Source organism: Comamonas sp. 7D-2, from assembly GCF_022749555.1.
Classification (GTDB): domain Bacteria; phylum Pseudomonadota; class Gammaproteobacteria; order Burkholderiales; family Burkholderiaceae_C; genus Comamonas; species Comamonas thiooxydans.
Genome location: NZ_CP094238.1, coordinates 4,369,305 through 4,382,235 on the forward strand (window position 1 = coordinate 4,369,305; position 12,931 = coordinate 4,382,235).

The 12,931-nt window shown below is 63.7% G+C and carries 10 protein-coding genes; 3 read left to right on the plus strand and 7 right to left on the minus strand.

All coding sequences use genetic code 11. From position 1 onward, the window contains the following. Positions 1–14: 14 nt before the first annotated feature. Positions 15–1,340, minus strand: a complete 1,326-nt coding sequence (locus tag MPZ60_RS19990; RefSeq protein WP_034355666.1) for an FAD-binding oxidoreductase — start codon at positions 1,338–1,340, stop codon at positions 15–17. Between the two features lie 228 nt (positions 1,341–1,568). On the opposite strand from MPZ60_RS19990, the gene MPZ60_RS19995 reads away from it, so the two are divergent. Next, positions 1,569–2,204, plus strand: coding sequence for a TetR/AcrR family transcriptional regulator (locus MPZ60_RS19995; protein WP_034355669.1), 636 nt, complete (start codon positions 1,569–1,571; stop codon positions 2,202–2,204). A 113-nt stretch (positions 2,205–2,317) separates the two neighbouring features. Here the strand turns inward: MPZ60_RS19995 and MPZ60_RS20000 are convergent, their stop codons facing one another. From MPZ60_RS20000 to apbC, 6 genes are all read right to left on the minus strand, one after another. After that, the gene (locus MPZ60_RS20000; protein ID WP_034355808.1) at positions 2,318–3,217 is read right to left on the minus strand and encodes a DMT family transporter; all 900 of its coding nucleotides are present in this window, start codon (positions 3,215–3,217) and stop codon (positions 2,318–2,320) included. Between the two features lie 159 nt (positions 3,218–3,376). Beyond that, positions 3,377–3,616, minus strand: a complete 240-nt coding sequence (locus MPZ60_RS20005; protein WP_034355672.1) for a formate dehydrogenase subunit delta — start codon at positions 3,614–3,616, stop codon at positions 3,377–3,379. Further along, a complete protein-coding gene (gene fdhF / locus MPZ60_RS20010; protein WP_034355676.1) occupies positions 3,616–6,531 on the minus strand; it encodes a formate dehydrogenase subunit alpha in 2,916 nt (971 codons plus the stop codon). Before fdhF ends, MPZ60_RS20005 begins: the two co-directional genes overlap by 1 nt. 10 nt (positions 6,532–6,541) lie before the next feature. Continuing rightward, positions 6,542–8,686 carry a formate dehydrogenase subunit gamma gene (locus MPZ60_RS20015; RefSeq protein ID WP_034355679.1) on the minus strand — a complete coding sequence of 715 codons (2,145 nt, stop codon included), beginning with the start codon at positions 8,684–8,686 and terminating at the stop codon, positions 6,542–6,544. A gap of 113 nt (positions 8,687–8,799) precedes the next feature. Next, positions 8,800–9,741, minus strand: a complete 942-nt coding sequence (locus tag MPZ60_RS20020) for a LysR family transcriptional regulator (RefSeq protein ID WP_034355681.1) — start codon at positions 9,739–9,741, stop codon at positions 8,800–8,802. Then, positions 9,741–10,832, minus strand: a complete 1,092-nt coding sequence (gene apbC, locus MPZ60_RS20025; protein WP_034355683.1) for an iron-sulfur cluster carrier protein ApbC — start codon at positions 10,830–10,832, stop codon at positions 9,741–9,743. The genes MPZ60_RS20020 and apbC overlap by 1 nt, the downstream gene beginning before the upstream one ends. Before the next feature lie 123 nt (positions 10,833–10,955). Here apbC and MPZ60_RS20030 point away from each other — a divergent pair, with 123 nt between their 5' ends. Further along, positions 10,956–11,525, plus strand: a complete 570-nt coding sequence (locus tag MPZ60_RS20030) for a restriction endonuclease (protein ID WP_003065830.1) — start codon at positions 10,956–10,958, stop codon at positions 11,523–11,525. A 93-nt stretch (positions 11,526–11,618) separates the two neighbouring features. Further along, on the plus strand, positions 11,619–12,896 hold the full coding sequence (locus MPZ60_RS20035) for a patatin-like phospholipase family protein (protein WP_052057609.1): 1,278 nt from the start codon (positions 11,619–11,621) through the stop codon (positions 12,894–12,896). Positions 12,897–12,931: the final 35 nt, after the last annotated feature.

Sequence of the window (12,931 nt, forward strand, 5' to 3'; positions counted from 1 at the left end):
GATCCGAAAAGCGCTTACTGCTCGGCCCTGCCGCGCCACATATCCCATGCCAGCGTGAGTCCCACGCCGATGTCGCGCAGCGGGCGCGGCGGGATGTAGTTGGCAGTGCCCTCGACGAGGAAGTCGTCGATCAGCGGGGTCTTGCGGCCCAGCGCCAGGTCGGCGATCAGCATGCCGGCAGCGGTATGGCGCACGATGCCCGAGCCGTTGCAGCAGGACGCTGCCCAGGCGTTGTCGCCAATCCGGCCAAAGGCGGGCGCATGGTTGTGCGAGACCGCCAGCCAGCCCATCCAGAAATGCTCGAGTTCGATGGCCCCGAGCTGTGGAAAGCGGCGGCGCAACAGCGCCTGGTTCATGGCCCTGGCCTTGGCGCGGCGCCCGTCAGTGGTGCGCAGGCTGGGTGAATACTCGAACCCCTGGCGGATCATCAGCCGCCGGTCGTGCGTCAGCCGTACCGTGGAACCCGCCACGCCATGCGCGGGCGTCACACCCCAGGCGACATCCGTTCCCAGCTGGGCGATCTGGGCATCGCTGAGCGGGTGGGTGAGGCTGGCGAACAGCAGAATCGGTACCTGGCGCTCCTGGTAGACGCCGAATGACTGCGAGAACGCATTGACGGCCAGAATGGCCTTGCGCGCACGGATGCTGCCCTGGGCCGTGCGGACAAAGGGAGCCGCGCCTTCGAGCTTCGCCTCGATGACCGGCGAGTTCTCGAACAGCTGTACCTGGGACGGCAGGCTGTCGGCCAGACCACGCACCAGCGCCGCGGGATTCATGAGGCGCGTGCCCGGCGTGTAGACCGCTGCCGCGTAGTAATCGGTGCCTATGCGCTGGCGCAGCGCATCACGATCCAGATATTCATGGGACTCCTGCCAGGCATCCAGATTGCGTGCATAGGGCTTGAGCGACTTCTGCGCCACCTCCTCCGTCACCGCCACGTGGTAGCGGCCGCGCTTTTGCCAGCCACAGGAGATGCTGTGCTCAGTCACTGCCCGCTCCAGTGCATCCACGGCAAAGCGGTTGACGCGGATCACGCGGCGGCCCGCCTCGACCGCGGCATCGGAAGGCGCCGAGCTGTGCGGCAAATCGATCGCGAAGCCCGAGTTGCGGCCCGAGGCGTTCTCCCCCACCACGCCCGCATCCACCACGGCGATGGAAGCATCAGGTTGCTGTTGTGCCAGCTGGCGTGCTGCCGCCAGCCCCGCATAGCCGGCGCCCACGATGACCCAGTCCACCGCCACATCGCCCTGCAGCGGCGCCTTCGGCTGGCGAGTTCCCAGCAGCGCGCTCCATCCATTGGTGCGGTCGTCGGCGGGAAGGCGGTAAACAGAGCGTGACATGGCGGTTTCCAATAAGAGCCCTCGGAAGCTGACTCGCTCTCCAAGGTCGCTGATGAACAACAATGGAGGCGGAGTCTAAAACATAAAACATTAAACGTTTAATCTTTATTTATCATGGATTACCCGAGGGTGAAATTACCCAAGCAGGCCCATCCAGCCGTCAGTGCCGGAGCGTGTAGCATCTGGTGTGGTGCGTCATCGACGCCTTATGAATCACACACGCAGCCCATGAATCAAACAGGAAGCAAAACCGCCCCCCGCCGTACCCAGGCAGAACGCAGTCAGACCACTCAGCGCAAGATCATCAAATCCGCCATACGGCTGCTACAGAAGGTTGGGTTTCAGCAGACCAATCTGCAGGAAATTGCGCGTGGCGCCAAAGTCACGCTGGGGGCGGTGCAGCACCAGTTCGGCAGCCGTCAGGCGCTGATGGAGCAGGTGGTCGATGAAATCATGGCGCCGCTGGCGGCTGCGGGCGCGGGCTGGCCCGAAGATGCCGCCCAACTGCCGCTGGAGCCGCGCGCTCGCGAATTCGTGCGCAGGGCCTGGCAAAGCGTCTATGCCCAACCCAGCTATGTGGCGACCTGGAGCATGTTTTTCGGCTGCAAGAGCACACCGCTATTCGAGCGCATCAACGCGCACCGCTCCCAGCATGACCCCGCCTCCTTCGAACACTTCGTGAAGGTTTTCCCGGAAATCGCCGAGCGCCATCCTCAGCCCAGCCACTTTGCATCTGTGGTGTTTGCTGCGCTGCGAGGCCTGGCCGTCATGCGTCTGTTCGAGATCGACGATGCAGCGGCCGAACATCAGTTGGAGGTGATCTCCCAGATGATCGTGAACGCAGGCACGATCAACCAGGCTTGAGCCGCAGGCAGCAGCGACTTTCGCACCCTGAACAAGCCAGGCCCATATTAACCAAATCGGCTTGAAATGCTTTCTTTACAAGCGCTTCATGCTATCAAACATGAGCTCCAACCTCAGGCTGTTGACCGACGCCCCCAGTTCATCACGGCTGTACCCAGCACCGCCATGGCGCCGCCGAGCACCATGGCGCCTTCAATGCTCTCGCCCAGCAGCAGGGCAGAAAGCAGCACGCCGATCACCGGCACCAGCGTGATATAGCCCGAGGCCGCACCTGCGCCCAGCGATTTGACGCCCGCGAAGTACCAGGCATAAGCCAGGGCCGTGGAGCCATAGGCCATGAAGACCATGGCAGTCCAGGCTGTGCCGCTGGCCTGAAATGCCGAAACCAGCCCCTGCGGGCCTTCCAGCACCAGGCTGGCGGCCAGAAGCAGCAAGGCGCCAAAAATGGAAGTCACAGTGGTCGCAGCCAGCACATCCACGCCTGCCAGCATGGCGCGGCCAATCAGCGTGTAGCAAACCCAGCAGGCCACGCAGCCCAGAATCAGCATCTCGCCCACCCCTACCGTTCCGTTGAGCAATTGCATGGAATCGCCATGTGAGATGACCACCATGGCGCCGCAGGCCGCCAGCAACATGCCCAGCGCAATGGTGGCGTTGATGCGCTCCTTGAAAAGCCACACCGCAAACGCCAGCGTGACCACCGGATTGAGCGTGATGAGCAGCGCCACCTTTCCCGCAGGCAGATACTGCAGACCCGTGAGGAAAAAGCTGGCGTAGCCGAACACCCCGGTCGCGCCTGCGGCAAACATGCTCAGCCAGGTCTTGACAGACCAGTGCCTGAGAGCACCCAGCCCGCCCGAGAAATACAGCCAGGGCAGCAACAGGGTCGCAGCCAGCAAAAAGCGCAGCGCCGATGCCGCCAGAGGCGGCATATTGAGCGCCAGAATGCGGCCTGCCGGCCAGGAAGCGCCCCACATCAGGGCCATGCCCAGAAGACGCAGGTGTGCGCTCATCAAAGAGCTCTTGACGGATTCGGAAATCATGAAGATGGCCAACAAAAAAAGCCGCGGCCATTCGATCGCGGGCAGCGGCTCAGATCAGGGATCTAAAGACCCAATATACCCGCAACACATTCCGGATGGATGCATGCCGCTACCGTCTGGCGCACTGTGCTATGCCTGCACAGGCCTCAGCCGCGCGGCATGCTTGCGCAACGCATCGCGCACCAGAGGCCGCAGCTGCGCAGCCTCCGAAGGCTCATTCAAAGCCGCCAGAATGCGAAGCCGCATGCGCGGCTCCCAGAACTTCTGGATATGCTGGGCCACACCGTCGAGCGCCTCGTCATGCTCTGGCATGGCCTCGAAGAACTCGGCTATGCGATTGGCCATGCGGATCAGGTTGTTCACATCCATCACTGACTTCCCATCTCCAGTTGGGCTGCGGCCAGATGACCGAGCTGCTGGTCGTTGAAACGCCTGTAGCCCTGCTGCCAGCTTGAAGGCTGCGCCACGGGCAATACCTGCACGGCCGTCACCTTGTACTCGGGGCAGTTGGTGGCCCAGTCCGAACTGTCGGTGGTGATCACATTCGCGCCCGACTCGGGGAAATGGAAGGTGGTGTAGACCACGCCGGGCTGTATGCGCTCTGTCACCGTGGCGCGCAGCACCGTCTGGCCGGCGCGGCTTTCAATGCCCACCCAGTCGCCATCGCGGATGCCACGGTCCTGTGCGTCATGCGGATGAATCTCGAGCCTGTCCTCACCGTGCCACTGGTTGTTGGCCGTGCGCCGCGTCTGCGCGCCCACGTTGTACTGCGAGAGAATGCGCCCCGTGGTCAGCAGCAGCGGAAAGCGCTGCGTGACCTTTTCATCGGTGGCCACGTACTGGGTGATGATGAAGCGGCCCTTGCCACGCACGAATCTATCCTGGTGCATGATGGCCGTGCCCGCCTCTTCGGTGCCCTCGTTGCAGGGCCACTGCACGCTGCCCAGGCGCTCTATCTTCTCGTAGCTCACGCCCGCGAAAGTCGGGGTCAGTGCCGCGATCTCGGCCATGATCTCGCGTGGATGGGCGTAGTTCATGGGATAGCCCAGCGCGTTGGACAGCAGTTGCGTCACCTCCCAGTCGGCATAGCCGGCCAGCGGCTGCATGAGCTGGGTCACGCGCGAGATGCGGCGCTCGGCATTGGTGAAGGTGCCGTCCTTCTCCATGAAGGACGATCCGGGCAGGAACACATGGGCGTACTTGGCGGTTTCGTTGAGGAAGATGTCCTGCACCACCACGCACTCCATGGCCGACAGCGCTGCCGTCACATGCTGGGTGTTCGGGTCGGACTGCACGATGTCCTCGCCCTCGCAGTACAGGCCCATGAAGCTGCCTTCCAGCGCGGCCTCGAACATATTGGGAATGCGCAAACCCGGCTCGGGACTGAGCTTCACGCCCCAGGCGCCTTCAAACTCGGCTCTGGTGATGCTGTCCGAGATATGGCGATAGCCCGGCAGCTCATGCGGAAAGCTGCCCATGTCGCAGGAGCCCTGGACATTGTTCTGCCCGCGCAAGGGATTCACGCCCACACCTTCACGACCCACATTGCCCGTAGCCATGGCCAGATTGGCAATGCCCATGACCATGGTCGAGCCCTGGGCATGCTCGGTCACGCCCAGGCCGTAATAGATGGCGGAGTTGACCTGCCTTCCCTGCGGATGATCCGCACTGCCCAATGCATACAGCCGCGCCGCACCACGCACCAGCTCGGGAGCCACACCGGTGATGTCGGCCGTGGCCTCGGGCGAGTTCTCCGGCCTGGCGACGAACTCCTTCCATTGCGCAAAGGACTTGGCATCACAGCGCTCGTCAATATAGGCATCGGCCAGCCAACCCTCGGTGACGATCACATGGGCCAGCGCCGTGATCATGGCCACATTGGTGCCGGGCTTCAGCTGCAGGTGGTAGTCGGCCTTGATATGGGGCGAGTTGACGAGCTCGATCTCGCGCGGGTCGATCACGATCAGGCCGGCGCCGGCACGCCGGGAGTCGCCACGCAGCCGCTTTTTCATGCGTGAGCCGAACACCGGGTGCGCCGCCGTGGGATTGGCGCCTATCACCATGATCACATCGGAGTGCTCGACCGACTTGAAGGTCTGCGTGCCTGCCGACGTGCCATAGGTCTGGCCCAGGCCATAGCCAGTGGGCGAGTGACAGACACGCGCACAGGTATCGACATTGTTGTTGCCGAAGGCCGCGCGGATCAGCTTTTGCACCAGATAGGTTTCCTCATTGGTGCAGCGCGACGAGGTGATGCCGCCAATCGAGTCCCTGCCATGCTTGGCCTGGATGCGGCGGAACTCGCTGGCCGCGTGGGCAATGGCATCCTCCCAGCTCACTTCGCGCCAGGGATCGGTGATCTTGGCGCGGATCATGGGTTGGGTGATGCGGTCCTTGTGCGTGGCATAGCCCCAGGCGAAACGCCCCTTGACGCAGGCATGGCCTTCGTTGGCCTTGCCGTCCTTCCAGGGCACCATGCGCACCACCTGCTCGCCCTTCATCTCGGCCTTGAAGCCGCAGCCCACGCCGCAGTAGGCGCAAGTCGTGATCTCGCTGTGCTCGCTCTGCCCCAGCTCGACCACGGTCTTTTCCTGCAAAGTGGCCGTGGGACAGGCCTGCACGCAGGCGCCGCAGCTCACACAGTCGCTGGCCATGAAGCCGTCGCCCTGACCTGCCGTGATGCGAGACTCGAAACCGCGTCCGCTGATCGTCAGTGCAAACGTGCCCTGCGTTTCCTCGCAGGCGCGCACGCAGCGATTGCAGACAATGCACTTGCTGGGGTCGTAGTTGAAATACGGGTTGGAGGTATCGACCTCAGCCTTGGCCTCGCCCTTGAAGTGGTTGGCTCCATCCATGCCATAGCGCACCTCGCGCAGGCCGACCACTCCGGCCATGTCCTGCAGCTCGCAGTCGCCGTTGGACGAGCAGGTCAGGCAATCGAGCGGGTGGTCGGAGATATAGAGTTCCATCACGCCCTTGCGCAGCTCCTGCAGCTGCGGACTCTGGGTGCGCACCCTCATGCCCGCTTCGGCAGGCGTGGTGCAGGACGCAGGAAAGCCCTTGCGCCCCTCGATCTGCACCAGACACAGCCGGCAGGAACCAAAGGGCTCCAGCGAATCCGTGGCACAGAGCTTGGGCACCTTGATGCCGCCATCGACAGCGGCGCGCATCAGCGATGTGCCCTTGGGCACGGTGACCTCGCGGCCGTCTATATGCAACGTGACCAGTTCCTCGGACAGGCTGGCAGGCGTTCCGCAATCGGTGTTCTTCAGATGTTCCAGCATGGCTCTCTCCTCAGGCGGGGTTCACGGTCTGCGCGGGCTCGATACCGAAGTCCTGCGGGTAGTGCTGTAGCGCAGAGCGCACCGGATAGGGGGTCATGCCGCCCATGGCGCACAGGCTGCCATGCTGCATGGTGTCGCACAGGCTCTCGAGCAGCGCCACATTGGCCGCATGCTCTGCACCGCCTTGACGCGTGATGCGGTCTATCACCTCCACTCCCCGCGTGGAGCCGATGCGACAGGGCGTGCACTTGCCGCAGGACTCGATGGCGCAGAACTCCATGGCATAGCGCGCCAACTGCGCCATATCGGCGCTGTCGTCATGCACGACCAGACCGCCATGGCCGACCACATTGCCCTTGGCTGCATAGGCTTCGTAGTCCAGCGGATCATCCCAGTTCTCGGGCGCCACATAGCTGCCCAACGGGCCGCCAACCTGAATGGCCTTGATGGGCCGACCGCTGGCCGTGCCGCCGCCAAAGTCCTGCACCAGCTCGCGCAGCGTGAGGCCGAAAGCTTTTTCCACCAGTCCGCCACGCGCGATATTGCCCGCGAGCTGGAACGGCAGCGTGCCGCGCGAGCGGCCCATGCCATAGCCCTGATAGAAGGCCGCGCCCCTGGCAAGGATGATGGGTACGGTCGCCAGCGTGATCACATTGTTGATGACCGTAGGCTTGCCGAACAGGCCTTCGATCGCGGGCAGCGGCGGCTTGGCGCGCACAATGCCGCGCTTGCCTTCGATGCTCTCCAGCATGGCGGTCTCTTCGCCGCAGACATAGCTGCCCGCTCCCTTGCGCACCTGCAGGTAGAACGCCTTACCGCTGCCGGCCACATTGGCGCCCAGCCAGCCCGCCGCACTGGCGCGTGCAATCGCCTCGTTCAGCACCGCAATCGAGTGCGGATATTCACTGCGCACATAGATATAGCCCTGAGTCGCACCCACGGCCAGACCAGCGATCGCCATACCCTCGATCAGGCAGAACGGGTCGCCCTCCATCAGCAGACGGTCGGCGAACGTGCCCGAATCGCCTTCATCGGCATTGCAGGCAATGTATTTCTGCGGCCCTGCTCCCACATTCTCTGCAGCCGCAACAGTCTTCCATTTGATCCCCGCGGGAAATGCCGCCCCGCCGCGACCACGCAGGCCGGAGTCCAGCACCTGCTGGACGATGGCTTCGGGCGCCATGGCTGCAGCGGCCCTGAGGCCTTGCCAGCCGCCATGGGCCTCGTAATCCCGCAGGCTCAGCGGATCGACGATGCCCACGCGCGCAAAAGTCAGACGCTCCTGCCGTGCCAGATAAGGCATCTGTTCGGTCAGCCCATGGCATAGCGCATGGGACCGCCCCTGCAGCATGCCGGCGTCCAGCAGACCCGGCACGTCAGCCGCCTGAACCGGGCCGTAGGCCACACGGCCCTGTGCAGTCTCGACCTCGACCAGGGTCTCCAGCCACAGCAAGCCGCGCGAGCCGTTGCGTACCAGCTCCACCGCCAGGCCTCGCGCCTCGCACTCGCGCTGCAGTGCCTGGGCCACCGCATCCGCGCCCACGGCCAGGGCTGCGGCATCGCGCGGCACATAGATGCGCGTGGCAGCAACAGCTTCATTTTCGATAGCTGCTTGCGCTTCATCTGCCTTGGCTTCAAGTCGTTTTTGCTGTATTTCCTCCAGCAGGGCATCGAGCCGGTCCGCAGTCATTCGCGCATGGACTTCGCTCTCATCGACCATCACGGCCGGCGACTGGGCGCACAGCCCCAGGCAGTAGACAGGCTCCAGCGTCACGCTGCCATCGGCGCTCGTGCCATGGGCCTGGCAGCCCAGTGTCTCTTGCGCATGGGCGAACAGTGCATCGCCACCACGCGACTTGCAGGCTTCGGCCCGGCAGATCTGGATTAGCGTCCTGCCATGCGGCTGCTCGCGCAAATGCGGGTAATAGCTGACAACACCATGGACCTCGGCACGCGAAAGATTCAGGGCCTCGGCAATGGCGGGCACGGCGGCGCGCGGGATGAAGCCCAGCGCATCTTGCAGGGAGTGCAGCAGCGGCAGCAGGCCACCGGGTTCCTGACCAAAGCGGGCCAGACAGTGCGTCAGGGCGTCCCGCTGTTCGGGGCTGAGCAGCGGCGCAGCCTCCTGCGGCTGCGCAATAGGGTGATGGGGCATGGGGCGACCTTGTTATGAGGGCGCACCAGCGCCCTTTGTCTCATGCCGTATTTCAGCCCCGGCCGTATCTCAGGTCAAATTCTTTGAATTGATGACGCGATTCAAATTGCAAATCAGCGCACGGCCCCGGCAAAGCTCGCACATTGCTGGCGCCAGGCCTGGGACTGCATGAGCGCCAACGCGGCCTGCTGCGCGCGGGTCGCCTGCTCCTGCGAAGGGGTCAGGAAAGCAATGGCCGTCTGCACCTTGGGCGCAATCAGAGGACGCACCGAGATCCGGGCCGACTCGGGCAGCGTCGCCACCAGCGCACCGGGCAGCACGCTGTGCAGACCGCCTTCGGTCACGGCCAGCATCAGGCTCAGCACGGAATTGGTCTCCATGGCCGCACTGACCTCGCAGCCGGCTGCCACAAAGCTCTGGTCCACAATCAGCCGGTTATGCATGTCCGGCGTCAAAAGACATAGCGGCAGCCTGGCCGCCTGAGCCCATTTCACAGGTTTCTGGCTCTGCTCCTCAGCCGCAGGACTGAGCAGGAAATAATGCTCCTGATACTGCGGCCACATGGTGATGCGGGCGCTGCGTGCCGTGCGGCGGCCCGACTCCAGCCTTTCGCTGTAGCCCAGGGCCAGATCTAGCGAGAGATCTTCGAGTCCGGTTTCTATCTCAAGCGAGCTCATGGAGAGCACCATGGGCGTGATGCCCGGGTGCTGGACCCGCAGCAGCGCGGCAAAGCGCGTCAGCATGGGGATGGCCGTAGGCACGGCAGCCATGCGCAGCAGACCCTTGAGCTGGCCGGCTGCGGCGCTCAGATCCTGTCTCAGCGCCTCCTCGGCCCTGAGCATGGACAGTGCCGTGGCCAGCACCTGCTCGCCCTCGGCAGTCAGCCCGCCAAACACGCGGCCGCGCCTGACGATGACGGCACCGAACTCGTCCTCCAGCGCCTTGAGCGCATTGGACAGTGCAGGCTGCGTGATATGGCAGGCCTGCGCCGCCCTTGCGAAATGGCGGTGCTCGTTGAGCGCCACCAGATAACGCATGGAGGTCAGAAGGTTCATCAGGTATTGCTGCTAACCGTGATCGTGGGGAACTTGCTGGAGAAGTCCTTGGCCTTGAGAGCCACCTTCACGGCCAGATCGCGTGCCACCTTTTTGTAGACCTGTGCGGCTTCGCTCTCGGGCTCGGCCACCACCGTGGGCTTGCCGCTGTCGGCCTGCAGACGGATCTGCAGCGACAGGGGAAGCGCCCCCAGATAGTCGATGTTCTGCTCGCCTGCCATCTTCTTGCCGCCGTCTGCGCCAAAGATATGTTCGACATGGCCGCAGTTGGTGCAGACATGGGCAGCCATGTTTTCGACCAGGCCGAGAATCGGCACGCCGACCTTCTCGAACATCTGAATGCCCTTCTTGGCATCGATCAGGGCGATGTCCTGGGGCGTGGTCACCACCACGGCACCCGTCATGGGCACGCGCTGGGACAGCGTCAGCTGGATGTCGCCGGTTCCGGGCGGCATATCGACCAGCAGATAGTCCAGATCCTTCCAGTTGGTCTGGCGCAGCATCTGCTCCAGCGCCTGGGTGGCCATGGGGCCGCGCCAGATCATGGCCTGGTCGTTGTTGACCAGCAGACCGATGGACATGACCTGCACGCCGTGGTTCTCCAGCGGCTCCATGGTCTTGCCGTCATGGCTTTCGGGCTTGCCCGAAACACCCATCATCATGGGCTGGCTGGGGCCGTAGATGTCGGCATCCAGAATGCCCACGCGGGCACCTTCGGCGGCCAGCGCCAGCGCCAGATTGGCCGTGGTCGTGCTCTTGCCCACGCCGCCTTTTCCGGACGAGATGGCGATGATGTTCTTCACGCCGGGCAGCAACTGCACGCCACGCTGCACGGCATGCGAGGCCACCTTGGTGGTGATGTTGACCGAGACATTGCCCACGCCCGCCACAGTCCTGGCCGCAGCGATGAACTGGCTGCGCAGGGCAGGCTGCAGGCTCTGGGCCGGATAGCCCATCTCCACATCGAACGAGACATCGTCACCGGCAATCTGCAGATTGCGCAGGGCGCGCGTGCTCACAAAGTCCTTGCCAGTGTGCGGATCAAGCACGGTGGTCAACGCGCTCAGAAGCGCTTGTTCTGTAACAGCCATTGGATTTAGTTTTCCAGAGGTTTCTTCAATGAGGGATAGTCTAGCGAAGCTGTCCAACCCCTGTGCACAGGAGACAATGCAGCCCTTTGCCCAAGATTTGAGAGACAGCCCGTGAAATTGAAGATGGCCGAAAATTCTCTGTTTGCAGTCCTGATGCGCTCACGCTGGTGGATCAGCTTTGCGATCTGCGCTGCGGTGGTGCTGGTGTCGCTAGCGGTGTTCCCCAAGGACATTTCGCCTTTTGCCGCTCTGGGAGCCTTCCCGTTCTTCGTCGTCGGCTGCATTGCCTGCTACAAGCAGCTGCGGGCCCCCAGCCCGGCCAGGCTGGAGCAGATTCAGCAGGTGATCGCCGAGCAGTCCTGGGCCGACTTCAGTGCACAGTTGCAGACAGCCTGGCAAGCCGAAGGCTATGAGGTTCAGCGCCTGAACCAGGCCGGTGCCGATCTGCTGCTGACGCGCAACGGCCAGACCAGCGTGGTCGGCGCGCGCCGCTGGAAAGCCGCCGCCCATGGCGTGGAGCCGCTGCGCGAGCTGCAGGCCGCACAACACAAGCTGAAAGCCGATCTCTGCGTTTACGTGGCTCTGCAGCCTCTGGGCGAAAATGCCGCCAGCTGGGCCGCGCAAAATCAATTGGTGGTGCTGGATGCCAAGTCCATCGCCACGCTGATTGCCAAGAACCAGAAAAAGAGCTGACGGCCGCCGCAGACTGTCACCTGGGCCGCCGCCGGCCCGTTCGATGGCCCGGCCCACCTACCGCCCGCGGCCCAATCCGGGCACACTGCAGCCATGGCGGCAGTGCAGTTCTCTCCCACCCTCCCACCCAGTCTTGCCGAAGCAGAGCGGCAGAGCTCCATAGGCCCTAGCTCCAGCATCGGGCAGACCGGCCTGTTGCTCAGCGGCGGCGGCGCCCGGGCTGCCTACCAGGTCGGCGTGCTGGCCGCCATCGCCGAGCTGCGCCGCGCTCGCGGTCTGCAGCATGGCCCCAATCCCTTTCCAGTGCTTGCAGGTACATCGGCAGGCGCCATCAATGTCGCAGCCCTGGCTTGCCATGCCGATGCCTTTGACAGCGCAGTGCGGCGCATGTTGCATGTCTGGGGCCATATGCATACCGAGCAAATCTACAAGGCCGACTCTCTCAGCGTGCTGCGCAGCGGCGCACGCTGGCTGACGCTGTTGTCGCTGGGCTGGGCGCTGGCCCGCTGGAGCCGCATGCGCCCGCGCTCGCTGCTGGACAATGCTCCGCTCAAAACCCTGATGAACAGCGGCCTCATGCCTTTCGAGCGCATCCCACAACTCATCGACAGCGGTCATCTGCACGCCCTGGCCATTACCGCATCCAGCTACAGCAGCGGTCAGCACATCACTTTCTTTCAGACTCGCGAGGCCTTGAGCCCCTGGGTGCGCGACCAGCGCAAGGCCGTGCAGACCCTGCTGACCGCCGATCACCTGCTGGCCTCGTCGGCCCTGCCCTTCATCTTTCCAGCCATGCCGCTGCCCATGGACGGACATCTCGAGCATTTCGGCGACGGCTCCATGCGCCAGACTGCGCCCCTGGCACCAGCGATTCATCTGGGCGCCAGCAAACTGCTGGTCGTCGGCGCGGGCAGACGCCACGAGCCTGTGAGCAGCCAGCCGCAGGTCGATGCCAGCTATCCCACACTTGCCCAGGTGGCCGGGCACGCGCTGTCCAGCATTTTTCTGGACACGCTGGCTGTGGACATAGAGCGTGCCGAACGCATCAATCACACACTGAGCCTGATTTCTCCGGCCGAGCGCATTCACAGCCGGCTGCGCCCTATCGAGGTACTGGCCATCACCCCCAGCGAGCGCATCGACGATATTGCCACGCGCCACATCGACAAGCTGCCGCTGCCGGTGCGCACCCTGCTGGCCACGCTGGGCGTGCGCGCAGGCACGGGCAACCCCATGCGTGACGGTGCGCTGGCCAGCTACCTGCTGTTTGAGCAAGGCTATACCCGTGAACTGATAGCACTGGGCCGCAAAGACGCACTGGCCCGAAGTGAGGAGCTGTGCGCCTTCCTGGGTTGGCCCCAAAAAATGTAATAAATGTTAATGATGCGAGAGGAGCCTGGCAAATG

What these genes read in the sequence shown, in the direction of transcription:
- MPZ60_RS19990 (WP_034355666.1), bottom strand. Translation starts at nt 1,340, where the DNA reads ATGTCACGCTCTGTTTACCGCCTTCCCGCCGACGACCGCACCAATGGA.
- MPZ60_RS19995 (WP_034355669.1), top strand. Translation starts at nt 1,569, where the DNA reads ATGAATCAAACAGGAAGCAAAACCGCCCCCCGCCGTACCCAGGCAGAA.
- MPZ60_RS20000 (WP_034355808.1), bottom strand. Translation starts at nt 3,217, where the DNA reads ATGAGCGCACACCTGCGTCTTCTGGGCATGGCCCTGATGTGGGGCGCT.
- MPZ60_RS20005 (WP_034355672.1), bottom strand. Translation starts at nt 3,616, where the DNA reads ATGGATGTGAACAACCTGATCCGCATGGCCAATCGCATAGCCGAGTTC.
- fdhF (WP_034355676.1), bottom strand. Translation starts at nt 6,531, where the DNA reads ATGCTGGAACATCTGAAGAACACCGATTGCGGAACGCCTGCCAGCCTG.
- MPZ60_RS20015 (WP_034355679.1), bottom strand. Translation starts at nt 8,686, where the DNA reads ATGCCCCATCACCCTATTGCGCAGCCGCAGGAGGCTGCGCCGCTGCTC.
- MPZ60_RS20020 (WP_034355681.1), bottom strand. Translation starts at nt 9,741, where the DNA reads ATGAACCTTCTGACCTCCATGCGTTATCTGGTGGCGCTCAACGAGCAC.
- apbC (WP_034355683.1), bottom strand. Translation starts at nt 10,832, where the DNA reads ATGGCTGTTACAGAACAAGCGCTTCTGAGCGCGTTGACCACCGTGCTT.
- MPZ60_RS20030 (WP_003065830.1), top strand. Translation starts at nt 10,956, where the DNA reads ATGGCCGAAAATTCTCTGTTTGCAGTCCTGATGCGCTCACGCTGGTGG.
- MPZ60_RS20035 (WP_052057609.1), top strand. Translation starts at nt 11,619, where the DNA reads ATGGCGGCAGTGCAGTTCTCTCCCACCCTCCCACCCAGTCTTGCCGAA.